At 43.5% G+C, this 24152-nt stretch carries 24 protein-coding genes; 13 read left to right on the plus strand and 11 right to left on the minus strand.

The annotated features are described in order from the left end of the window. The first annotated feature begins 436 nt into the window (after positions 1 to 436). Entirely contained in the window at positions 437 to 2071 is a 1635-nt protein-coding gene (locus H6G97_RS23595) for an alpha-D-glucose phosphate-specific phosphoglucomutase (RefSeq protein WP_190943069.1), read from the plus strand. Positions 2072 to 2543: 472 nt separating this feature from the next. Here H6G97_RS23595 and H6G97_RS23600 read toward each other — a convergent pair whose 3' ends face one another. Then, the gene (locus H6G97_RS23600) at positions 2544 to 2990 is read right to left on the minus strand and encodes a hypothetical protein (RefSeq protein WP_190943070.1); all 447 of its coding nucleotides are present in this window, start codon (positions 2988 to 2990) and stop codon (positions 2544 to 2546) included. A gap of 150 nt (positions 2991 to 3140) precedes the next feature. Between H6G97_RS23600 and H6G97_RS23605 the strand changes: the two genes are divergently transcribed. From H6G97_RS23605 to H6G97_RS23620, 4 genes are all read left to right on the plus strand, one after another. Beyond that, complete coding sequence (locus tag H6G97_RS23605) at positions 3141 to 4142, plus strand: ABC transporter substrate-binding protein (protein WP_242055148.1); 1002 nt, start codon at positions 3141 to 3143, stop codon at positions 4140 to 4142. Positions 4143 to 4406: 264 nt separating this feature from the next. Continuing rightward, entirely contained in the window at positions 4407 to 5951 is a 1545-nt protein-coding gene (locus H6G97_RS23610) for a sugar ABC transporter ATP-binding protein (protein WP_190943071.1), read from the plus strand. Between the two features lie 146 nt (positions 5952 to 6097). Beyond that, the gene (locus tag H6G97_RS23615; protein WP_190943072.1) at positions 6098 to 7045 is read left to right on the plus strand and encodes an ABC transporter permease; all 948 of its coding nucleotides are present in this window, start codon (positions 6098 to 6100) and stop codon (positions 7043 to 7045) included. Between the two features lie 174 nt (positions 7046 to 7219). After that, positions 7220 to 7999 carry an ABC transporter permease gene (locus H6G97_RS23620; RefSeq protein WP_242055151.1) on the plus strand — a complete coding sequence of 260 codons (780 nt, stop codon included), beginning with the start codon at positions 7220 to 7222 and terminating at the stop codon, positions 7997 to 7999. 166 nt (positions 8000 to 8165) lie between these two features. On the opposite strand, the gene H6G97_RS23625 is transcribed toward H6G97_RS23620, so the two are convergent. After that, positions 8166 to 8840: a hypothetical protein gene (locus H6G97_RS23625; protein WP_190943074.1), complete on the minus strand. Its 675-nt coding sequence runs from the start codon at positions 8838 to 8840 to the stop codon at positions 8166 to 8168. A 278-nt stretch (positions 8841 to 9118) separates the two neighbouring features. On the opposite strand from H6G97_RS23625, the gene H6G97_RS23630 reads away from it, so the two are divergent. Then, positions 9119 to 9277, plus strand: coding sequence for a hypothetical protein (locus H6G97_RS23630; RefSeq protein WP_190943075.1), 159 nt, complete (start codon positions 9119 to 9121; stop codon positions 9275 to 9277). 211 nt (positions 9278 to 9488) lie between these two features. Here the strand turns inward: H6G97_RS23630 and H6G97_RS23635 are convergent, their stop codons facing one another. Together H6G97_RS23635 and H6G97_RS23640 are read right to left on the minus strand one after the other, a co-directional pair. Continuing rightward, complete coding sequence (locus tag H6G97_RS23635; protein ID WP_190943076.1) at positions 9489 to 10502, minus strand: alpha/beta hydrolase; 1014 nt, start codon at positions 10500 to 10502, stop codon at positions 9489 to 9491. A 132-nt stretch (positions 10503 to 10634) separates the two neighbouring features. Beyond that, positions 10635 to 11027, minus strand: coding sequence for a hypothetical protein (locus H6G97_RS23640; protein WP_190943077.1), 393 nt, complete (start codon positions 11025 to 11027; stop codon positions 10635 to 10637). A gap of 194 nt (positions 11028 to 11221) precedes the next feature. Here H6G97_RS23640 and H6G97_RS23645 point away from each other — a divergent pair, with 194 nt between their 5' ends. Together H6G97_RS23645 and dnaN are read left to right on the plus strand one after the other, a co-directional pair. Beyond that, entirely contained in the window at positions 11222 to 11413 is a 192-nt protein-coding gene (locus H6G97_RS23645; RefSeq protein WP_190943078.1) for a hypothetical protein, read from the plus strand. 9 nt (positions 11414 to 11422) lie between these two features. Further along, positions 11423 to 12586 carry a DNA polymerase III subunit beta gene (gene dnaN, locus H6G97_RS23650; RefSeq protein WP_190943079.1) on the plus strand — a complete coding sequence of 388 codons (1164 nt, stop codon included), beginning with the start codon at positions 11423 to 11425 and terminating at the stop codon, positions 12584 to 12586. A gap of 174 nt (positions 12587 to 12760) precedes the next feature. Here dnaN and H6G97_RS23655 read toward each other — a convergent pair whose 3' ends face one another. The 6 genes from H6G97_RS23655 to H6G97_RS23680 all read right to left on the minus strand — a co-directional run bounded on the left by H6G97_RS23655 (position 12761) and on the right by H6G97_RS23680 (position 20571). Beyond that, the gene (locus H6G97_RS23655) at positions 12761 to 16612 is read right to left on the minus strand and encodes a GAF domain-containing protein (protein ID WP_190943080.1); all 3852 of its coding nucleotides are present in this window, start codon (positions 16610 to 16612) and stop codon (positions 12761 to 12763) included. 256 nt (positions 16613 to 16868) lie between these two features. Next, a complete protein-coding gene (locus H6G97_RS23660; protein WP_190943081.1) occupies positions 16869 to 18056 on the minus strand; it encodes a TRC40/GET3/ArsA family transport-energizing ATPase in 1188 nt (395 codons plus the stop codon). 104 nt (positions 18057 to 18160) lie between these two features. After that, a complete protein-coding gene (locus H6G97_RS23665) occupies positions 18161 to 18442 on the minus strand; it encodes a hypothetical protein (protein WP_190943082.1) in 282 nt (93 codons plus the stop codon). A gap of 184 nt (positions 18443 to 18626) precedes the next feature. After that, complete coding sequence (locus H6G97_RS23670) at positions 18627 to 19004, minus strand: C6orf136 family protein (RefSeq protein ID WP_190943083.1); 378 nt, start codon at positions 19002 to 19004, stop codon at positions 18627 to 18629. Between the two features lie 168 nt (positions 19005 to 19172). Next, the gene (locus H6G97_RS23675; protein ID WP_190943084.1) at positions 19173 to 19736 is read right to left on the minus strand and encodes a hypothetical protein; all 564 of its coding nucleotides are present in this window, start codon (positions 19734 to 19736) and stop codon (positions 19173 to 19175) included. A 160-nt stretch (positions 19737 to 19896) separates the two neighbouring features. Beyond that, positions 19897 to 20571 (minus strand): HupE/UreJ family protein, encoded by a 675-nt coding sequence (locus H6G97_RS23680; RefSeq protein WP_190943085.1) that lies wholly within the window; start codon positions 20569 to 20571, stop codon positions 19897 to 19899. A gap of 339 nt (positions 20572 to 20910) precedes the next feature. Between H6G97_RS23680 and H6G97_RS23685 the strand changes: the two genes are divergently transcribed. Beyond that, positions 20911 to 21486: a TIGR04376 family protein gene (locus H6G97_RS23685; RefSeq protein ID WP_190943086.1), complete on the plus strand. Its 576-nt coding sequence runs from the start codon at positions 20911 to 20913 to the stop codon at positions 21484 to 21486. Between the two features lie 188 nt (positions 21487 to 21674). Further along, positions 21675 to 21875, plus strand: a complete 201-nt coding sequence (locus H6G97_RS23690) for a hypothetical protein (RefSeq protein ID WP_190943087.1) — start codon at positions 21675 to 21677, stop codon at positions 21873 to 21875. Positions 21876 to 22017: 142 nt separating this feature from the next. On the opposite strand, the gene H6G97_RS23695 is transcribed toward H6G97_RS23690, so the two are convergent. After that, entirely contained in the window at positions 22018 to 22266 is a 249-nt protein-coding gene (locus tag H6G97_RS23695; RefSeq protein WP_190943088.1) for a hypothetical protein, read from the minus strand. Between the two features lie 171 nt (positions 22267 to 22437). Here H6G97_RS23695 and H6G97_RS23700 point away from each other — a divergent pair, with 171 nt between their 5' ends. Genes H6G97_RS23700 through H6G97_RS23710 form a run of 3 tightly spaced genes read left to right on the plus strand, consistent with a single transcriptional unit; the run spans position 22438 to position 24129 of the window. Next, positions 22438 to 23313: an STAS domain-containing protein gene (locus tag H6G97_RS23700; RefSeq protein WP_242055150.1), complete on the plus strand. Its 876-nt coding sequence runs from the start codon at positions 22438 to 22440 to the stop codon at positions 23311 to 23313. A gap of 17 nt (positions 23314 to 23330) precedes the next feature. Next, positions 23331 to 23717, plus strand: a complete 387-nt coding sequence (locus H6G97_RS23705; RefSeq protein ID WP_190943089.1) for an STAS domain-containing protein — start codon at positions 23331 to 23333, stop codon at positions 23715 to 23717. Between the two features lie 13 nt (positions 23718 to 23730). Beyond that, complete coding sequence (locus tag H6G97_RS23710) at positions 23731 to 24129, plus strand: anti-sigma regulatory factor (RefSeq protein ID WP_190943090.1); 399 nt, start codon at positions 23731 to 23733, stop codon at positions 24127 to 24129. Positions 24130 to 24152: the final 23 nt, after the last annotated feature.

The following is a 24152-nucleotide window of genomic DNA, read 5'->3' on the forward strand; positions in this document are numbered from 1 at the left end:
TGAGGAGTCCAATTAAAATGGGCAGCTATTTTTTCCACGTACCAGCCATGTGCATTTAGCCTAACCACCTCTGCTCGGTCTTTAACTTTCTGTGGTACATCCACAGTTCTTAGGTTTAACAGGGTTTTGTGATCTTCACGAGTTAAGAATACCCTTATACGAGCACCCATATCTTGCTTACCTCAGTAGATACATTCTCTGTATTTATTTATCTTTACATAGTTTGGTTTTTCCACGCCGTTCTACTTACATGACGTAAAGTCATAGTCAAACTAAATAATCTTAATCGTCAAAAATTTTGTTTTTTCACTCCAATACTTTACAAAAATCTCGCGTTAAAGGTATCCCCAATCTGACCATTCCCCTTGAGTGGGAATTTTTTTGTCACGAACTTATGCAAAGCTGTAAAAGAAAAATGCTTTGTTAAACATTATCTATGAATATCCATAAAGTCTCTACGACTCCCTTAAGCGACCAAAAGCCTGGTACTTCTGGGCTACGGAAAGCAGTTAGAGTTTTTCAGCAGCCCCACTACCTGGAAAATTTTATTCAATCCATCTTCGATTCTGTGGGGGACTTGCGGGGACAAACCTTAGTTTTGGGTGGTGATGGCCGTTATTACAATCGCCAAGCTATTCAAATCATTTTGAAAATGGCTTCGGCTAATGGTATTGGGCGGATTAAAGTTGGTCAACAGGGGATTTTGTCTACTCCTGCGACTTCTGCGATTATTCGCAAGTATCAGGCTATTGGTGGCATCATCTTGTCTGCTAGTCACAATCCGGGCGGGCCAAATGGTGACTTTGGTGTGAAATATAACATTAGCAATGGTGGTCCAGCGCCGGAAAAGGTGACAGAGGCTATTTACGATCGCACTAAAGTGATTGATAACTACCAAATTCTGGAAGCACCAGATGTAGATTTAGAAACTTTAGGTGAGTCACATTTGGGAAAGACGGTAGTTGAGGTGATTGACTCCGTACAGGATTATGAAGAGTTAATGAAGTCCCTATTTGATTTTGAACGGATTCAGCAACTGTTAGCAAAAGGAAATTTTCGGTTCAGCATTGATGCCTTACACGCAGTGGCTGGGCCTTATGCTCATACCATTTTTGAGCAACGTTTGGGCGCACCAGTGGGAACTGTGCAAAATGGTACACCCCTAGAAGACTTTGGGGGCGGACACCCTGACCCAAATCTGGTTTATGCCCATGAGTTGGTGGATATTTTGTACGGAGACAATGCACCAGATTTTGGGGCAGCTTTTGATGGAGATGGCGATCGCAATATGATCTTAGGGCATAAGTTCTTTGTCACCCCTAGCGATAGCCTTGCAGTGTTAGCCGCAAATGCCAAGCTAGTTCCTGGTTACAGTGAGGGTTTAGCCGGGGTAGCGCGATCAATGCCTACTAGCCAAGCAGTAGATCGAGTTGCTGCTCAGATTGGGATTGAATCTTATGAAACACCGACTGGCTGGAAGTTTTTCGGCAATCTCTTGGACGCGGGTAAAGCTACTCTTTGCGGTGAAGAAAGTTTTGGTACCGGCTCTAACCATATCCGCGAAAAAGATGGGCTATGGGCTGTTCTGTTCTGGCTGAATATCATAGCAGTCCGGCAACAATCTGTTGAGCAGATTGTACGTGAACACTGGCAAACCTATGGGCGCAATTATTACTCCCGCCATGACTATGAAGAGATAGAAACAGGGCCAGCCAATACTCTAATAGAAAGACTGCGTTCCTTATTGCCAACCCTTAAAGGTAAGCAATTCGGTAACTATGAAGTTGAATACAGCGATGACTTTAGTTATACCGACCCTGTTGATGGCAGCATTAGCGAGAAACAGGGTGTTCGCATTGGCTTTACCGATGGCTCCCGCATTGTGGTGAGACTTTCTGGTACGGGTACTCAAGGTGCGACTCTGAGAGTTTATCTAGAAAGCTACGAGCAAGATCCCGCCAAACATGACCTTGAGCCACAGCAAGCACTTGCCTCTTTAATCACTATTGCCCAGGAGATAGCCCAAATCCGGGAACTGACGGGACGGGAACAGCCAACTGTGATTACCTAATACTTTTCTCACGCTAGCTTTGAGGTTTGTAGTAAGCATTTTAGTGATTAGAAAATAACAACGCTTTGTGCTTACTACGAACTTGCTTACCATTCCCATTAGTTGGTGAAGCCTAGATATTAGATAAAAATGAACCTACGTAGATTAAGGCATATTGACCCTGGCGTTCGTTCTAGTGCGCTGGAAGTTACTGCCATCGGACAGATATTTCGTGATGCTCTCAAAGTAGCACAGTGATCGCTATGCTACTTTGATTTATTTCCTTTTCGCTGGCAAAGAAATCTAGAAGCAGGCATTCGATGCTTTACGAGCCTCAATTTCGGGCAAGAGCGGGATGCGGAAGAAGACTTGCTACGGGACTTCAACAAAGTTATTAACTCAAATACAGATAAAAAATTTGTTATAACAGTTTTTTTGATCAGGATTAACAGCTAATACAGCACGCTGGAAATAAGCAGACTGATTAAATTAGTCAAAACCTGCGTCGACGATTCAATACAGAAAAACCAATCACTCCCAAAGAAAGGAGTCCTGTTATCTGATTTGCCTCTGGAACTGTTTGAAATGTTTGAACTGAACCTGAAATTAAAGGCAAACCTGTTACAGGAGCAGTTATGTCTGGGTTGTCGAGTGTAAGATTTTCCAAAAGCCGGAGCGTTCCAGTCGCACCGCTAAATCTGCCAGTGCCATCAGTAATAGATATAGTATTATTCACACTTCCTACAGAATTTGGGAAATCAAGTACAGCGCTACCACTAACAGTTCCAAAGAGTCTATCTTCTCCTTCACCAGAAATTGCAAAATTGCCAGATGGTAAGTTCTCTAAACCAAACTCTGTGGGGTCTGAGTCAATGACAATCACACCTGTATTCGAGTTAAATTCCCCATAGCCTATATTTGTATGGTAATAAAATTGCACATTAACTTGAATACTAAAATTAATAATATCAGGTTCGGTTAAACACTTATAATATCTGTCGGTTGCGGTTGAGGAACGAAACCCAACATTTTATTTTTATAGTCTTTGTTTTGAGATAAGCTCAATGTAGCGTTCAGACATGATGGGGTTATGAAGAATCAAACCTGTTTTGGATGCTCAGGTATCGGAGCCTATATGCCAAAGTTCTTGGTATTTAGCGCTTACATTGTGATTACTGTTGCGGCTTTTTCGCTGTCTGGCTGTGTGCGCGAGAAAACGAAAAAAATTGTCGGATTTTCGCAGACGGAGAACATCGGCCCGTGGCGCATTGCCGAAACAAACAGCATTAAGGAGGAGGCCGCCAAGCGTAAAAAAACTTATGATTTTCTGATGACAGATGCCCAGGGGCAAACATCAAAGCAATTTGCCGACATTGAGGATCTAATCGCACGACAAGTTGATGTCATATTTCTTGCACCACGGGAGTATGAAGGTCTTACACCCGCCCTCGAAGCAGCGAGAGCGGCAAAAATACCGGTTTTTCTCATCGACCGTGAAGCGGCGGGAAGACCAGGCCAACATTTCGTCAGCTTTCTGGGGTCGGATTTTATCGCCCAAGGCCGCCGCGTTGGCGAATGGCTAGCCCAGGCAAGCGACGGCAAAGCATCCATCGTGGAACTCACTGGAACAGCGGGTTCATCGGTGGCAATTGATCGGGCTAAGGGGTTTCGTGATGCGATCGCCAGGTATCCTAACATGAAGATCGTCGCCACACAGACGGCGGATTTTTCACGAGCGGCGGCCCAGCGGGTAATGGAAAACATCATCCAGGCTAAGGGTTCCGACATCACCGCAGTGTATGCTCACAACGACGAAATGGCATTAGGTGCTATCCAGGCTCTCAAATCCGCAGGCATGAAGCCAGGCAAGGATGTAATAGTCGGTTCAATTGATGGTCAGAAAGCCGCACTTGAGGCGATTATCCGTGGTGAGCTTGGCGTCAGTGTCGAGTCAAACCCGCGTTTCGGCAAACTTGTTTTTGCCACGATGGAAGAGTATTTTGCTGGCAAGAAAATTCCGACTAGGATTATTCTCAAAGATAGACTCTTCGACGTGACCAACGCTAAGGATTTTGTAGATGAAGCATACTAATACCAATTCGTAATTCGTAATTCGTAATTCGTAATTCATAATTCGTAATTAAGCAAGTCATATATTGTTTGGGTTTCGGGGTTTGAGTGTGTTGCCGGATTTTAAAGAATTGGTATAAGTAGTTCTCACTCTAAAATGGAAAAAAGATAACCTGGAATTTTCCTGAGCCTCCACGATAGATAAAAAAGATTACTTACTATTGTCTATTGTGCAAAGTGAAGGATCTCCACTATCGGCAATGAAGACAAAAACTAGGTAAAGCCGATGAATCAGGCTACTCAAACTGTCCTGTGCATGACGGGGATAAAAAAAAGTTTTTCCGGTGTGCCAGCGCTCTGGGGGGTGGATTTTGAACTGAGCCCAGGCGAGATTCATGCACTGGTCGGAGAAAATGGTGCTGGCAAATCGACGCTCATCAAGATTATGACGGGGGCTTATCGACGGGATTCGGGTGTTATGGAGTACGACCAGAACAGCGTTGCATTTCCGAACCCGACCGAAGCGCAGGCGGCAGGCATCGTAGCCGTCTACCAAGAGATCCAGCTTGTGGATTTCCGAACTGTTGCCGAGAATATTTTTCTTGGCAGGGAGCCGCATCGCTTCGGCATCATTGATAGACGGGTCATGAATACTAGGGCGGCGGATATCCTGGAGCGCCTGGGGTTGCAGATCGATCCGCGCTCAGTGGTTGGTTCGCTCAATATTGCCCATCGCCAGATGGTGGCGATCGCCCGTGCCATATCCTTTGGGGCGCGGGTGCTTATCCTTGATGAACCCACTAGTTCGCTTACGGAAACTGAAGTATCTGTTCTTTTTAACGTCATGCGGCGGCTAAAGTCGGAAGGGACATCCATCGTCTACGTCAGCCACCGTTTTGAAGAACTTTATGCCGTGTGCGATCGCGTGACGGTACTGCGTGATGGGCGTAACATCGTGACGCGATCGCTGTCCACGCTCAATCGTCTAGAACTCGTTTGCTATATGCTAGGTCGTCAGCCTGAAGAGGTAAGCAAAGGAGTCACGGCGTTTACAGGACAGTCGCAAAACACCCTAGATCGACCAGTACTGCTTCAGGCGGAAGCTCTCAAATATAAAAAACGACTCAATGGTGTCTCCATTGAAATGCGGCATGGCGAAATCGTTGGGCTTGCGGGTTTGCTCGGCTCTGGTAGAAGTGAAACGGTACGTGCCCTGTTCGGCGCTGAACCCCTTGAGGGTGGAACCGTAAAACTCGAAGGTAGTCTTTTATCCCTGCGCGATCCCCATGATGCGATCGACGCTGGGATAGCTTTCCTTTCAGAGGATCGCAAGGCGGATGGCATCATCCCTGAGCTTTCGGTGCGCGAAAACCTCACGCTTGCTGCACTACCGAACCTTACGCAATGGGGCATTGTTTCCAGGAAACAACAGAACGAGCTTGTAGAGCGTTTCATGCGGCGTCTTGGCATTAAGGCAGCCAGCGCCGAGCAGAAGATCCACGAACTATCAGGCGGCAATCAGCAAAAGGTACTTCTGGCGCGATGGCTGTGCAAGAATACAAAACTTCTTCTCCTGGATGAGCCGACTCGCGGTATTGATGTTGGTGCAAAGCGCGAGATCCAGCAGCTGATCGCCGAACTAGCAGAGCAAGGGTTAGGGGTTGTGATGATTTCATCGGAAGTGGAAGAGCTAGTTGAAGGTTCGCAACGTGTTATCGTCCTGCGTGACGGGCAATCAATCGCGGAACTCAGTGGCGAACAGAAGAACATAAAGACAATTTTGCACGCAATGGCGGAAGGTGCAAATCATCAAGAAGCCGCCGATAAATAGTTGGAAACAGAGCAGGACACAATACTTGTCGGGTTTTGGGGGAAAGGGAAAGGGTTAAAGGGTAAAAACCTTATATATCGAGCCTTCCACTCCTTTTCCCCTTACCCTTTTCCCTTTAACCGAGCAGTATTGGAGCAGGACAAACAATGAAGAGTAAGAAGCCTGATCTGGGTTGGGGAACCCTGTGGAACCCAAACTTCGGTGCATTTGCGGCACTGCTAATTCTGTATGTTGCAAACGCCGTCTTCACTCCGCGTTTCGCTACAGTTAGCAACACCTTAAATATGTTGCTCCAAGTATCCACGACAATGTTGGTTGCTATTGGGATGACCTTTGTCATTGCCTCCCGTGGCATCGACCTCACGGTTGGCTCTACTATGGCATTGGTTTCAGTCATTGTGGCATTGCTAATTAAGTATGGAATGACTGTTGCCATCTTGTTCGCCTTGAGCGGTGCTTTGCTGGTTGGTCTGCTCAATGGCTTTCTGATCTCACGTCTGAAACTTGATGCCTTGATTACCACCTTGGCGGCTCTCATCTTATGGCGTGGGATTGCTCAGGTTGTCGGGGATGGTAAACTAGTTCCCTTTGCTCATCCCACATTTGAAGCGCTGGGAAAGGGCTATCTCGGTTCTATCCCAATTCAGGTTGTGATTGCCGGAGTCGTCATTGTAGCAGCTTTCTTTTGTATCCGCTCTACGCTTTTTGGGCGTCATATCGTTGCAGTTGGCGGCAACGAGGAGGCCGCACGACTTGCAGGTATCCGTGCGGAGCGGGTGAAATATATAGTTTATATAATTAGCGCCCTGCTTGCCGGGTTTGCCGGACTCGTCGAGACAGCAAGGCTTGGCATGGGCGATCCGAGCAAGGTTGGTGTCAACGCAGAATTTGATGCGATCGCGGCTGTTGTTGTTGGCGGCACACCTTTCTCTGGTGGCCGTGCAAATATACTTGGCACTGTTGTCGGAGCCTTACTCATGCAAGTAATCTCTACAAGTTTCAATATGCTCCTGATTCCGTTTACCTGGTCATTAGTTTTCAAATCCGTAATCATTCTTTTCGCCATCTTTTTGCAGCGTCCTAAGGAGATTTAACGCGTCATGGCTGCTACAAAGTCTCTTGCCAAGTTTCTCACCTCGCAGGGTCTGCTGCTCATACTCTTTAGTTTGGCTGTTTTCGCATCGTTTCGTTATGAAACCTTCCTGACACCCCTTAATCTGATGAACATCATGCGACAGAACAGTATGCTCGCGATCGTGGCGTTGGGCATGACTGTGGTGATTCTGAGTGGAGGAATCGATCTGTCTGTGGGTGCGCTCGTTGCTCTTGGGGGTGTTGTCGCAGCAATGCTTGCTGGACAAGGAAGCTTCGTGGCAATTGTCGGTGGCATTGCCAGCACCACGTTGCTCGGTGTAGTTAATGGTCTTCTGGTGTCTCGTGCGCGGCTCCAACCGTTCGTTGTTACCTTATTCACTGCCAGTGCTGCACGCGGGCTGGCGTTGAGCATCACCGAGGAGAGGTCAATTGCCGTACCATCGGCAGCATCGGGACTTGTTTGGCTGGGCAGGGGGTTCATTGGTTTCATCCCTGTCCCCGTGCTTATAGTTGCCCTCTTATATTTTGCAACTTGGTTTATGCTGCACAGAAGCCGATTAGGTTTGCATACGTTCGCTATCGGTAATAACGAGGAGGCCTCCCGACTCATGGGCGTGAACCCAAACCGAGTAAAACTCTTAGTCTACACATTCAGCGGTCTGCTTTCAGGGCTTGCTGGTGTCGTTCTTGCAGGCCGTTTAGGGGCGGGTCAGCCTGTGGCGGCCTTTGGTTGGGAAACGGATGCGATCGCCGCGACCGTCATGGGAGGAACGTTTCTCGCAGGGGGTCAGGGAAGCGTGTTTCCGACGCTGGCCGGTGTAATTTTGCTAGGAATGATGTACAACCTCTTAAATCTTGAGGGAACCATTACACCTTGGTGGCAACTTGTACTCCGTGGTGGTTTCTTACTTTTGGTTGTGCTTTTCCAGCAGCGTATCGTCCAAAGGAACTGATGTCAGTAGACTGAAAACTTTTAAAGTTGAGGAGAGCGTTCACTGCGATCGCTCCACCCAATTGAAGAAGAGGCAAGGGAGCAAGGGGATTCGACACAACTCTTGGAGAGGCTACGCAGCTCGACTGCGCTCACCGTAAACTTAGTGACTACCCCACCTGTTGCGTTTACCGATTAGTTATTAATGATTCTTCACGAATAGTTGATAACATCAGTGGTGGGCGCAGGCAAAGATAAGCAAGAGAACCGAGCAAAGGAACAAGCACCACCGCTAAAAATACCTGGGCATTAGGGAAACGACGACGAGCCATATCATCACCAAGAACAGTAGGAAATAAAAGATAAAACAGGCAAAATGCCAAACTCATGCCATTGATAAAGCGATCGCTCTGGAACTGCTGCACATAATCTCCCCAATCACCGAAGGCAAAACCATAGACAAGCAAAACAACTGTGCTAAAAGTTAAGATGATACCGTAAAGGCGAGAATCCAGTAGGCTCAAAAAAGCATCTTTTTGTCCCGAAAATTGTTGATTTGGTTCACGCAAAGCTAAATATGGCAAAAGCCCAATTACACCCGAACCCACTGATGCTATAGCAAAAGGCCAAAAAGAAATCCGTTGCATCCTACCATCAATAAACAATAAACCACTATAAATTAATAGCCAAATACCCACTAGAGAAAATAAAGATAGGATAATTGGATTAATAGCAGCCCACTGAAGAGTAAATATATTTTTCAACAGCGTTAGCGTTTCATCTAAGTGCAAGGGCGGTGACAATAATAAAATATAAGCGATAAATCCAGCCCATATTAGCCACAATGCAAGTTTAAAATTCATAATCTTCATTTTGTTACATAAAATTATTTCAAAGACGCAATTAATTGAGTCTTATAGTGTCTGTCAGCTGATGCTAAAAGTTTGATGAGGCAGCCAGGATATAACTAATTAATAGTTATATCCTGGCTGCATTGTAAATTATGAATTCTCTGCTCGTTGTCACTCAATGGGTAGAGCTTCTAAATTTGTAAAAGGTAATATAGTTGCTCAAGTCCAAGCGTCTAATCTAGCGCAATACTGATAAAGCACCCCAGACAGAGGAGGAGTGGCCAGAGTTAATGGTAGTGTGGGGAGATCGCCTACTGTGGCAAGCTACGCGCATAAGTGGACAGGTATGCAAGCGATCGCTGATTTGCTATATATTTTCTAGTAAATTACTAGCCAGTTGTAGAGAAGCGATGACCAAGCGCTTTTCGTTGCTTGAAGAGTTATTCTAAAGCGTTGGGTCAACAACTGGCGATTTGTGGTTGTTCTGTTCTGTTGATATCTTATTTAAACGGCAATTCAGAGAGTTGTGATGCCAAATTGCCAAAACCTTTAAACATGGTACTGTCACTTCAACTTTTTCTTAAAGGACGAGTGGAAAGCGATCGCACTATAGACTACGGTCAATTGCTCCCACATTGGGCATTTCAAGGAACCGTGGGTTTAGGAATCTGGATTGATGCACTTGAGATCCTCACAGCCAAAAGATTGAGTCATCATTGCAGATAGCTGTTGAGAAACTTGTCCATCAAAGTTGAGTTTGAGCATAATTTGGTCATAGGTTTGTCCCTGCGTTATCTGCTTTGCTATTTGCTCAAACTCTACCCAAGTTAAATCACTCTCAACAAATGCTTTAGCAAGAGTAATTACCAGCTCCTCATAATCATTGTCTTCCAGTTTTGTCATCATTCGGTGTTCAATGTGAAGCGAATCATCGAAACAGTAATACCAGGATTTCGGTTGCTCTTTAACTACCTTTCGGAAAAAATCTTGTTGTTTGGAAAGGTTAACAGCGCGATCTGCTTCACTACATACCATTAAAATAGGAGCGGAAACACAGCCTTGAGCCTTTTCTGAAACTTCCCCTGCCAACTGAAGAAATATCCGTAATGCCTTGAGACAAAAACCTTTATAACCAAAATTGCCAGATGCATCTTTGTTGAACCATTCAAAGTAAATTGGTAGGATTTTGATAAGTTGATCTAATAGTGAGTAACGGCTAGCTAAATAAGGCGTGAACAATAAAGCGCGGTCAATCTCCTGGGGATGCTCTAAAGCTAACCAAGCAGCTAGAGTTCCACCTGTTGACAATCCACCAATTACAACTTGTTGACCTAGTGTTTTTGCAATCTGTAACCATTTGAGCAAAAATTGTTGATATATCTGAATATCTGTTGGGAGTGGTGGAGGATTTTGACGACTCCAGTTCCCTGAGCGTCCATGACCGGGCTGTAAAGGAATCAGAACGTTATAGCCCTTGTTAAAGAAGGCTTGACCGATCGGCTCAAACTGGTAAGGGCCTGCTGTAAAACCATGCAAAAACAAAAAAACTTTTGACGTGAAGTAAGGATGAATTAAAAATTTGGAGCGACAGGCTTCATTTTTCAGACCTAATGTGGACTCTACTTGGTGAACTTGCTCCAGGATTTCTGCTGTATTTTGAATGCCAACTTTCATTTATTACTTATTGTGTTCACATCATAATATAGTTTACTTTATTGATTAGGTAGTTACTTCAAATCTAGCAAAGGATATATTCTTGAGTTAGTCTGTCGGAAGTGAAAAATATTTTTTATTATTGATGAGTATTCACTCCAAACTAATTTTCCATAACCCTTCTAGTGGATTTGACTGTCGCAATTGACCATCACTACTGCCGAGCCAATTATTGTCAGACACCAAGCCAATACTGAACGTGCTATTTATAGGATATTGCCCTAGTTTTCCAAAACCTTCAATATTGTTTGAGTCAGTAATTACCTGCTGGTTCAACTGTATAGTTGTTTGGTTGCCGTCGTCAAAGTAAATCGTGGCCCGCTTGTTGTGAAAGCTTACCTGAACTTTGTAGACACCACCAGTTGCATAATAGTAAGCTTTGGCAGGCAACTTTTGACCATCAATATTTTGCCCTTTGAACTCAACTGCCATTGCAGGCGTGCCTAGCAGCAACAGCACTGGCAGGACTAACCTTAAAACTTTCATTGGTACTAACAATCACTTTCAATCAAACTATTTTCTACTTTAAAACATAAAACTAATTTGTGGATTAACTAGCGATCGCTTGGTTTGAATTGGGAATCCTAAGTAAAGTTAAGAGTGATTTTTATTACAAATGGTTTTTAAACTTCGCTTGATTAGCGTTGGCGCTTTGATTTTAGGCACTTACCAGTAATAAAATGTCCTATCGTCGCTTTCGCCCCAAAGGGCGAAAGTGCAAAATCTTAGCCCAGTCTTTTGTGCTGGTGACTGGTGGAACTAACCCTCAATATTTAACAGCAATGCCTACGGGGGGCTACATCTACGTACTAACCAAAAAACAGCGATCGCCTATAAACAATAAGGATGTTACGATATCTTTCACCAGCTGAATCTGATTTATGAAATTAGTTTGCTCCCAAAGCGATCTCAGTACAAATCTCTCACTCGTTAGTCGTGCAGTACCTTCACGACCAACTCATCCAGTACTTGCCAATGTGCTGCTCCAAGCGGATGCTGAAACTAACCAAGTAAGCTTAACAGCCTTTGATCTCAGCTTAGGAATCCGCACCAGCTTTAACGCAGAGGTATGGCAAGGAGGTGCGATCGCACTTCCTGCTAAGTTACTTGTAGATATTACCTCTCGTCTTCCTGAAGGCGAAATCACTCTAGACGATGAATCAGCGCTCACAGGTGCAACACCCGGTGGAGAAGGTTTAATTGTCACACTCACACCCAAGAGTGGACATTACCAAGTAAGAGCAATGGGGCCGGAAGAATTTCCCGAACTACCAGTAATTGAAAATACAGAAGTAATCCATCTCACTACTGCTGCATTAATTGAGGGATTACGCGGTTCATTGTTTGCTACAAGTGGTGATGAAACCAAACAAGTACTCACGGGAGTGCATTTAACAGTTAAACAAGATACCTTAGAATTTGCAGCTACCGACGGACATCGCCTAGCAGTGGTAGAAACTAGCAATGAACGTCCTCTAGGCGGAACTAGTCAAGTAGAAGTGACAGTACCAGCTAGAGCATTACGCGAACTACAACGAATGCTAGCTCATAGCGCTTCATCAGATGAACCTGTAGCTTTATATTTCGATCAAGGTCAAGTTGTATTTGCATGGCAAAATCAACGCTTGACTAGTCGCACATTAGAAGGGCAATATCCTGCTTATCGACAATTAATTCCGCGTCAATTTGAGCGACAAGTGACAATTGAACGGCGACAATTCGTCAGTACTTTGGAGCGGATTGCTGTGCTAGCAGATCAGAAAAATAATATTGTCAAGGTGAGTATTGACAGCGATGCCCAAGAAATTACCTTATCTTGTGAAGCTCAAGATGTGGGCAGTGGTAGAGAGTCAATGCCGGCACAAATTTCTGGAGAGAATATAGAAATTGCTTTTAACATTAAATATTTGATGGAAGGCTTGAAAGAGTTACCATCTACGGAAATCCAAATGCATTTGAATCAAAGCCTAACTCCAGTGATTTTTACACCATTGGGTGGTTTGAAAATGACCTATTTAGCTATGCCGGTGCAACTTAGAAGTTAAAAAGAATTGTAAGGTAGCACATCTTAGTTAAGAAGCATAAAGGGTAAGGGGAAAAGGGAAAAATCTTTATCCTTTAACCTTTTCCCCTTACCCATACAAAACTTTATATAGTTCGGTTTAATTGTGCTGACTTACTTAATCTACACTATGCAAGTTGATTTTTTGTTTCTATGATTAGTTGATTTGTCTAATGGGAATTTCAATCCAAAATTCTGTACCTAACCCAGGTTGAGAATCACATTTCAATACACCACCATGTTTATCTACGACAATCTGGTAACTAATTGACAACCCCAAGCCAGTGCCTTTTCCCACTGGCTTAGTTGTAAAAAACGGATCGCAAATTCTAGCCTTCAAGGATTCAGATATTCCTGGCCCATTGTCTGTAATGCGAATTACTATGCTTTTGACATTACCTTCGAGTTCTCCGAGAGCAGTACGAATGGTAATTTGACTGTTATGAGTTTTTGATTGAGATTCTCTGTAATCTTCTAAAGCATCGATCGCATTGCTTAAAACATTCATAAATACCTGATTTAGTGGCCCAGCATAGCACTCTACTAAGGGAAGGTTACTATATTCTTTGACTAATTTAATTGCCGGACTTTCTGGTTTTGCTTTCAAGCGATGCTGCAAAATTAGCAAGGTGCTATCAATGCCCTCATGAATATCAACCGGCTTCATTTCTGCGTGGTCAAGGCGGGAGAAATTCCGTAAACCCAAGACAATTTGTCGGATGCGATCAATTCCAACTTTCATGGAAGATAGGGTTTTGGGCAAATCTTCCATGATAAATTCTAAGTCTATTTCTTCAGAGCGATCGCGAATCTCAGGACTGGGATTAGGGGTATTCTGCAAATAGAGGTCTAGTATACTGAGCAAATCTCCGGCGTAATCATTGACATGATTGATATTGCCATAGATGAAGTTTACCGGGTTATTAATTTCGTGAGCAACACCAGCTACCAGTTGGCCGAGTGAGGACATTTTCTCAGTTTGGATCAATTGGGTTTGAGTTTGCTTTAAATCATTTAAAGTTTGAGCTAGTTTTTCTGTCTGCTCTTTGGTTTGATTATGCAATTGGGCTTGTTGGAGTGCAACCCCAAGTTGATTGGCAATTTGAGTGATGAACTTAATTTCCGAGGCTTCCCAATGGCGGGGTGCAGAATTCTGATAAGCTGCTAGCAAGCCCCATAGCTGTTGCCCAATAAATATAGGTGCGATCGCATACGCCCTTACTTGTAATTGCTCCAAAGCCGTAATGTGACACTCAGAATGACCTGACTGATAGATATCATTAACTATATGGCTTTCATTGTTGCGATATCGTCCACCTTGGGTTTCCTTTAAATAGCTATCTTCCCAAACTGTCTTGAGATCAGAACCTACAAGTTTTACCCAACCATCACCCACAAACTCGGCGATATATTCACCACTCCAATCTGCATGAAAGCGATAGACAGCCACACGATCTGCTTGCAGTGATTTGCAGATTTCCTGAGTAGTAGTCTGAAAAATTAGATTTAAGTCAAGAGATTCTCGGATTTTGGCAACAACTTCAAACAATACCCGTTGTTGTTCTGCCGCTTGTCGCAAATCAACAGCCTGATGCTTAGTTTGTTCAAGTAAATCAGTTTGTTCCAGTGCTACAGAAAGCTGTGCAGCGACTTGGGTAACAAACTGGATTTCTGAAGATTGCCATTCACGCGGTTGGTTGCACTGGTGAATGCACAATAAACCCCAGAGTTGATTACTTTTAGCTAGTGGCAAAACTAAATTGGCTTTAACTTGGAGTTGATCCAGCATTTGGACATAACAAACATTCAGTCCAGAGTTGTGGATATCAGCGATCGCGTGGATACGTCCCTGACGATAGAGGGTATCATACTTCTTCTTAAAGCAGTTGTCTTGAATTTTTAATGTTAAAGCAGAAGTAAACTCTGGCAGAAGATCCTCTGAAACAATTTCACCTTCATCAAGTTCAGAATTCGGGTCAAAGCGGTATACTACAACTCTGTCAGCATTCACAGAGCGACGGACTTCACGCACAGTTGCGGCAAAAACTGTATTTAAATCAAGTGATTCCCGAATTTTGGCAACAACTTCAAACAATACCTGTTGTTGTTCTGCTGCTTGTCGCAAACTTAATGTCTGCTGTTTTGTTTGCGTGAGTAATTCTGCTTGCTGAAGTGCTACTCCCATTTGACCTGCAATCTGACTGAGAAAGTTAACTTCGTATTTTTTCCATTGGCGGGGCCCAGCGTGTTGATAAGTTGCCAGCAAACCCCAAAGTTGTTGCCCAACAAAAATCGGAGCAAGCACAAAAGCGTGAATTTGAAACTGCTCTAGATTGTCAATATGACATTGAGTAAACCCCATCTTATAGATGTCATCTACAGCAAATGTTTCGTTATAACGGTAGCGCCCTCCTTGTGTGTCTTGTAAGTAGGTGTCATTCCAAATGGTATTAATACCTAGTTCCGATTGATTCAACCAATATGGACTAGCAGCCTCAAAATCGCCGACAAATTTCCCACCCCAATTAGAATCAAAACGATAAACAGAAACACGATCGGCTTTAATTAATTGACAAACTTCTTTAGTAGTTGTTTGAAAAATAGTATCGGTGTCAAGAGACTCACGAATTTCGGCAATAACTTTAAACACAGCCTGTTGTTGTTCAGCTGTCCGTTGCAGTTCAAGTGTACGCTTTTTGACTTGTTTTTCTAAATTTTCATTGAAGGTTTGAACTTGTTGGTAAAGTTCATACTGCTGAATTGCTGAAGCAAAATGTTTACCAATCTCTCTAGCCAGTTCAATTTCTTCCACCGTCCATTTTTGAGCTTGTGCTTTTTTAGATTCGCGCCAAACCTCAAACGATTGTCGGGGGTACAGTTGCCTTTGATCGCTGTCATACTGCCCCGCCCATAGAGTTTCTGTATCTATTTCGTCGCGGAAAATACTTAAGTAGCCCAGCAATTGCTGACGATACTGGAGTGGGATCATCAACATACTGCGAATTTTAGTTGGTTGAAAAGCGGGTTGCAAACTTCGCAAGCTAGGAGTTTGATATATATCTAAAATCGCCCAAACATCATATTCACAGGACTTGTAGTGTTCCTGCCAGACGCTATACTGCTCTATCAATGGATATATGGTTTGTTCTGGCATCACAGGTTGCTGTCCACAAATATAAAGCTTGGCGCAAGTGTTTCCTGGTATTAAGCATTCTGTTAGGCTGGTCGCGTTACTATTATGGAAATCAAAAGCTGCATTTCTAATGCAAAGCCTGCCACCAACACCATTAAAGGCAGCAACAGCCGCTTCTAGGGCTGGTTGTAATATAATCGTCGGTAGTGAATGTAGTAGGGTTGCAATGCGGTTAATAATAGCTTCCCGTTCGGCTGTTTTGCGGACTTGTGTCAGAAGGGTACTTTGAGCGATCGCTACTGACAACTGCTCGACCACCATCTGTATTGCTTCTAGTTCATATTCTGAAATCAAACGTGCTTCAGAATTATGAGACACCAATAGCCCCCAAAGTTGCTCTTGGTAAATAATGGGTGCTACTACAGAAGATTTGACTCCCATTGCCGTCAAATATTCAATATGACAGGGATCTACAGGGCGGTAATGGATCTCCTCTGATATAGTTTCTCCATTTTCTAAGTCACGCAGGTGACTTTGACCAATCTCTTGAGTATCAAGATTAACAACAGAACGCACTCGTGATTTAATAAAGAGTTCACGGGCGGTAAGGGGAATATCATCAGCAGGAAAATTCAGCCCCAATAGTGATGGCAACCGATTTTCGTAAATTGACTCAGCAATCACTTGACCGCTACCATCAGTATGAAATTTGTAAATCATCACTCGGTCAGTTTTGAGTAGCGATCGCACCTCTGCCGTTGTCACTGTGATAATTTCTTCCAACTCTAAGCTGCGTCGAATACGGTTTGTAATGCGGCGCAGTAAACTTTCTTCATGACGGTATAAGGGTAAATTTTGTTCAGGATTGGAGGTCATTGCTTATAGAAAAATAAATTAATAATTTGGAAATTGACATAATTAAATCTAAAGACATTTTCAGTTTTATTTCATCAATTTGTCTTCAGTAAAACTACGGTCAAATCATTAACAGAAATATTTATTTACCTTTTATAAGAATTAACCAAAAAATCATAAAAAAAGACGCAAATTTAATAGCGTCTTTGTCATTAGCAAAAAAAGAATCTTGCTTTTCAGTTTTAACTTTTTGTTGATAGAAAAATATCCAACAAAATTAAACTTTTGTGATGTCAGCAAAGCGGATTTTCAGATAGTCGTCTTCCATCTTTGCCCCTGATGGCTGTAGTGCTGCTAAGGCTTGTGGCAAAACTAAGTTACGACGATGGTTGCCAATAGTAATGTTTAATTCGTCTCCAGTTTTACTGAGTTGAACTTGGTCTTTAGGAATACCAGGTAAATAAAGTTCTAAGCTGTATTGGTTTTCCTCTTGTACAACTCTTAGAGTTGTTTCTTTGTAATAAACCTGAGTTGGATCTTCATCTTTATAAAGAGTTTCTTTCAGGCGTTCTAATGAAGCTAATCCACACATTTCTTCAGAAAACAGGGGAACTTCTTTCACCGGCAGAGGGTGAAAATCATCATGAATTTCCCGGCGATATTGCTCCTGACTTTCCTTCCAACGTTGGAAAAATGGGTCTTGAACTTCACTCGGTATAATCCGATTAGCCACTACTAAGTCTGTGGCAACGTTATATAAACTCAGATAAGCATGGGCACGGAGTGATTCTTTAATCACCATCTTTTCGGGATTGGTGACAAGACGCACTGAGGTTTGAGTATTGTCTGTTAATACTTTTTCCAGAGCTTCAATTTGTTCATAAAACTCATAAGGTGCGTCCATTACCTCTTTATTAGGTAAGGAAAAACCAGCAATTGGTCTAAAAAAAGGTTCAACCAGAGGTCTAAGTGCCACCGAGATGTTTTGAAATGGTTTGTAAAAACGGCGCATATACCAGCCACCGACTTCAGGTAAACTCAACAAGCGCAGTGCTGTACCGGTGGGGGCTGAGTCGATAATTAAAACATCAAACTCACCTTCATCGTAATGGCGTTTCATTCTTACCAAGCCAAAAATCTCATCCATGCCTGGTAAAATTGCCAATTCTTCCGCCTGTACGCCGTCTAAACCCCTTGCTTGTAAAACTTGGGTAATGTAACGTTTCACAGCACCCCAGTTTCCCTCCAGTTCTTGCAGCGCATCGAGTTCAGCACCCCATAGATTTGGGCGAATTTTTTGGGGCGCATGTCCCAGTTCCATGTCGAAACTGTCTGCGAGGGAGTGAGCGGGATCTGTACTTAAAACCAATGTCTGATAGCCTAGTTCCGCACAACGGAGTCCAGTTGCAGCAGCGACGGAAGTTTTGCCCACGCCGCCTTTACCGGTCATCAAAATTACACGCATAAATGCTTCTATCCTGACTGAGAATTTTTTACATTTATTTACATTATCGACTGTTTAAGGAAAATAAATATTGTTTCAACCTGTCTAGGCATTATTATGAGTATTTACCCTAACTCATCCGTTGGGTTTTGCTGCAATAACTGATCGAGCTTAGTTTCCAGTGCTGAGAGTTTTTTGAGAATTGTGGGGCGATCGCCATCAAGAGAAATTAGTAAATTGGTTATTCTCTCTTGTATGTTCATTAATTGTGACACTGCATTCTGAATTTGGAGCATTCCTTCTCGGAGTTCTTGACGTTCCTGCCGTGTTTCCGCCATTTCATCTAACATAGCTTGGACTGTTTTAGCATTAGTCTCAATTAGATGTTTGAGTTCTTTATCAGTCATTGCGATCGCACATTGGAGGTGAGTGTATTATTCACTCTAAAGTATTGAGGGATTTTGTTTCAATCCCCCGTAGGGCAGCACAGTTGTGCTACCATGCACGATAATGGCTGTTTACTGGCTCAACATTGCAAAAGCTTGCTCAACCAGGATCTTAGCCTTGTGAAAGTTCAACAGTTTCTTCTGTTCAAGAGAAGAAATGCTGCTTCACCACATCTAGGTGTGAACAGTTCCAATAATCGATATGGGAGACAATCAAACCATCAGAGTTAAGACCTAATTCACTCCAACCAGGGATAGAGATCCGTGGCTTCCAGGGCAGAGGAGTATTCCAGCTAAGTGTCCACTCGGTTTTTATTGTATTTTCTAAACGTTGAATATTATATAAGTCCATCTTGGGATTTAAAAACCAAGTTTGGATAAAATTAATCATTTCTTTGTAACGTTTAACGCCACGAAATTTATTCAGAGGATCTTTAAAATAAACCTCTGGGGCATAAATGCTATAAGTTTGATTTACTGGGAATCTTTGATAGTCTTCTTTGAGGATTTCAATGATATCCATGATAAATAAATATATCTGTAAATTGGTTTAATCTGAAAACTGAAAAATTGAAATTATATCATATCCACTTAATTAGTTATTATTCCGGGCATCTATGCAAAAATCTTAAAACTCTCTTTCCCCTTGCCCCCTGCGGTCTTAATGATAAGTCTTTTACCGGAAATGATATTAGCCCTCATTCCATAGACGTTCTAACTGACGCCGCCAAGCAGTTAGGACTTCTTCTCGCGCCTGTGGAGTTTGATTTATTTCGCCCATCATTCCTTCTGCGTAAAAGCGTTCTAAGCTTTGCATCGTAGCTTGCAGAGATTGTCCTTGCTGTTTTGCTGCCTGAATAATTTGCCGGATGCGGCTTTCAATTAGCCGATTAAAGACATTATCTAATCCAGCCTGATGGAGAGATACAAGTCGGTTGATTGCATTAGACAAATCTGCACTCACTAAAGTGCCACTGTTATGTTGAAATACTCCCCAAATTACCCCTTCATACAAAGCGTAACGTACTTCTTGAGTGTCATCGAAGTTGGCTTCTAGAAACTGTTCTAAAAATGGTTGGGCTTCTTGGATGGGTAGAATAGGCAGTAAAACTCGCAGCCAAGTATTATCTTCGGAAAGCAGCACCAATAGCCTAAAAGTAGAAGAGTCTACTTGCCACTCGCCAGGAGCAATAGCACCAACAGCCGATGTGCCAAATAATTCTGTTAACGTACCCGCAATTTCTTCAGGTGTCATAACCCTTTATCTATATATATAGCCTCTAGATTAGCGCAGAGAGACATCAACTTGTTCACTAGAAAGCTTGCTTTTGTCCCGTCTGAACAAGTAATGGGGGCGCACAGCTAGTTGTACGCCCCCACAAATGAATGTATTCCACTGTATTGAAATGTGTGATTTAAATGATCGAATTGCTTAAAAAGACGATACCGATCGCACATAAAGCAAAACCAGCAAGGCTAATTTTCCAAGGTAAAATTCGGTTTATTTCTCCCATCCCCATTGCAATACCAATTTCTTTAGCACTCATGGCAACCACAAACAGAGTTAAGGTAATGCCTAGTATATAGGCAACTACTGGCATCATTCCTGCCCCAATAATAGATTCAGCATTAGCGTAACCCTGAAATAAACCAGCACTGATGCCCACCAGAGCAAGTACTATAAAGTTTGGTTGATTTGGCATCATCAGCAGAGTACCAAAAGCAATGGTAGAAATGGCTATTGCTATTTCTGGGCCTGGTAAATTTAGCTGGTATAGATGAATTACAATGCCCAAAACTGTTGCTAAGACAAAACATCCAGCGATCGCAGCGCCACGAACAAAGACAGATGAGAGTAAGCCAATAGCAATAATACCAACTAAACAATCCAAACTAATTACTGGATCTGCTAATCCCCAGAGAAAGCCTTCCCAGGCGTTAGAGATAGTATGGTCAATTGGTGTTCCACTCAATGAACTCAGTAAGCTAATTAAAATTAAAGCTGCGATCGCCCCAATATGGCGATTCATTAACTTTGAGGTATAAAATACTCCCCAAGTACGGGATTCTGATAAATTAGTCTTGAACATTACCACACACCAAATTAGTTTTTTCGGTAATTTATACTACCCAAGCGCCCGAACAAACTAACGTGGTAATAACGTCAGATTACGCTAGTACTCGATAACCCAAAAATTATGGGTGAAGGGAAGCAGGGGAAGTAGGGGAGGCAGGGGAAGCAGGGGAAGCACGGGAGGCAGGGGGAGAAAAGAATTTGATTTCAATTACCATAAACTGGGAATAAAAAGGTCTATTACAAGGCGGCGCAAGTTCCGAGATATTTACAGCAACACACAAAATATTGACTCTCTGTACAAGATAATCACTACAATAAAATAGTCACGCACCCGATCTCTGGAGTTCTAGCAGTGGGATTATTTGATGATTTGAGTCGGTTTCTAGAAAACCGTTTAGAAGAATTCTTGCGTAACAATCCACATTTGGAGTTAGAGGCGCTGCTAGAACAGCTGCGTGAGCAAGAGGAAGATACATTAAAACTGATCGCAGATTTAAAATTACAAGAGAAGCGATCGCAAGAAGAAATTCTGTCCACCGCGCAAGAAATTCAGCGTTGGCATATCCGTATTCAAAAAGCCAAAAACGCCAATAGAGAAGATTTGGCGAGTGCGGCGGGTGAGCGAGAAGCAGCCTTGTTGCGCGAAGGAAATCAGCGTTGGGGACACATGCAAGGGCTGAAAGAACGCATTAACCAATCTCAAGAACTACTGCAAAAAATTCAGCAGCGCCGACAGGAAGTACAAGCTAAAGCAGCCGAAGCACAGACAGCCCGTGCTAAAGTGCAAACGCAGCAGCGCTCAGAAAGCATTGGCTGGTCGAATAAAACTAGCAATTATTCTGTTGGGTTTGATGACTTAGAAGAGAAGTTTCGTAGCTGGGAAACTCAGGATGAGTTAGAACAAATGAAGCGAAATATGCAGAAGTAGCGCGTATTGGCTAAAATACGCCAAAATAACAAATGCGAAAGCCAGAAATAGCTTACTCACTTGGTTTTTCGCGTCAGTTTTGCCCCACCCTAACCCTCCCCTTGGGGGGGCTACGGTGTACACACAAGTCTTTTAAAGTTGCTGCGGAAGCTAGGGTGGGTTAATTTTTGTAGGTCGATGCAACAAAGGTGCGAGTCGATGCAACAAAGGTGCGAGTCGATGCAACAAAGGTGCGAGTCGATGCAACAAAGGTGCGAGTCGATGCAACAAAGGTGCGAGTCGATGCATCAAAGGTGCGAGTCGATGCAACAAAGGTGCGAGTCGATGCAACAAGGGTGCAGAGCGATGCAACAAGGGTGCAGATTAAGAGACTTGTGTGTACACCGTAGGCTTGGAAAGGAGAGGGAACAAGATTTCTTATTTCCCCCTTTATAAGGGGGGTAATATCATGTTCGGCAAATCACTTATAATATGTCATTGCGAATGCAACGAAGTGGAATGAAGCAATCGCAAAGGTTTGGGATTGCCGCGCTACGCTCGCAATGACATCAGTATTAAGTCGAACATGATATAATTGGGTTTGGGGCGATCATACTGGGTTGATGCAAAACTTCTACGTTCAGCAAGAACACCGTAATAACTAATGTCAGCGATTGATTTGAGTGGGCGCGACGGCAGAGGATCTTGCTGGCGATGTCGGGTGGGATCGTTTATACGCCAGGTGGGGAGGCTGTTGAGTTGCTCTCGATGATGCGGCGGTTTGGGATGCAAGGCTGACACCACAAGTTTCTGATAATCGCCCTAATCCAGAATTCAAGTGTAAAATTAGCTTTCATGAAATCTGCCAACGGCAACTGATGACCATAATTTTTATCCAAAAACAAGCATGACTCTATTTTCAAATTCAGCTATTAGGTTAGGCTGAATCGTCATACACTGAATTGGAGACTAATGAAAACTGTTGCCTTAGGAACAATGAGTGAAAGTAAGATACCGCAGATCCTAGAAACCTTTGAGGCTGATCTGCTGTCGGAGTGGACTCAGGAATTAGCCACTGTCAATATTCGCAGAGGCTTGATGAAAGAAGCCGAGCTAAAAGAGGAGTGCCGGGAATTCCTAAGCTTGTTTCGTGTCGCCGTTGCTCAGGGAAAGTTGAGCAATATTCAAGCAGGGGACTGGCAAGAGATGCGCTCGATGCTAAAGGGCGTTTCTCGATCGCGATCGCAACAAGGTTTCACACCGTCGGAAACAGCTACATTCGTCTTTTCGTTCAAGCAACCCCTGTTTAACCGAATGCGTCAGCAATTAAAAGACGCCATTGAGTTAGGTGAAGAGATATGGCTAGCCACAAACTTACTGGATCAGCTGGGATTGCTGACAATTGAAGTGTATCAAAAAGCGCGCGAAGAAGTAATTTTGCGGCAGCAGCAAGAGTTGATGGAGCTATCTACCCCAGTAATTAAACTCTGGGAGGGAATTTTGGCATTACCCATTGTTGGTACCCTGGATAGTACGCGTACTCAAATTATGATGGAGTTGTTATTGCAGAAGATTCTTGAAACGGGGTCAGAAGTTGCCATTATTGACATTACCGGGGTTGCAACCGTAGATACCCTCACCGCTCAACATCTACTTAAGACAGTTACAGCTGCCCGTCTCATGGGAGCCGATTGTATGATCAGTGGCATTCGTCCTCAAATTGCCCAAACGATCATTTATCTTGGCATTGATTTGACTGATGTTACAACGAAGGCAACGTTAGCCGATGCCTTTCTCACTGCACTAAAACGTTTGGGAGCTAGTATTACCCGCTCTCAACCCGAATAGGTAGGTGGGAGGAAGTAATGGAACGCATTCCCATACTCAAAATGGGCAATTTCCTGATTGTGACGATCCAAGTGGATATGCACGATCAGCTTGCTATGACACTACAGGATGACTTGACCAACCGCATTTCTGAAACTAATGTTCACGGTGTCTTGATCGATATCTCTGCATTAGAGATTGTTGATTCCTTCGTTGCGAGGATTTTAGGAAACACTGCCAGAATGTCACGGGTGCTGGATGCCCAAACAGTTGTCGTTGGGATGCAGCCTGCTGTGGCAATTACCCTGGTAGAATTGGGGCTGTCGCTGACAGACATTCGGACTGCCCTAAACGTAGAGAAGGGTATGGCACTGTTGCGCTCTTCACTTAATAAAACTAAAAATCAGGTCGCTGCCACTAAATAGCGTGCAGATGACGATGCAGCAGACTGAAATGCTCGATATTCAAACTTCTACAGATATAGTATTGGTTCGCCAAGCTGTGCGCCAGATGGCCGTGGAGATTGGCTTAAGTTTAGTAGACCAAACTAAAATTGTGACCGCTGCTAGTGAGTTAGCCCGCAATACCCTAGACTACGGGGGAGGTGGCACAGTCAAGCTAGAAATGCTTCAAGAAGGGAGAAAACGAGGACTTCGGTTGACTTTTGAAGATCGGGGGCCGGGAATTCCCAATATTGAGATGGCGCTGAAGGATGGGTTCACCACTGGGAGCGGGTTGGGGATGGGACTGGGCGGTGCCAAACGACTTGCCAACGAGTTTGAAATTCAGTCTGCGGTGGGAGAAGGGACACGGATAGTAATTGTACGATGGAAATAATACAGCAGTTTTCTTTTGCATGA

The organism is Nostoc flagelliforme FACHB-838 (genome assembly GCF_014698065.1).
Lineage (GTDB): Bacteria > Cyanobacteriota > Cyanobacteriia > Cyanobacteriales > Nostocaceae > Nostoc > Nostoc flagelliforme_B.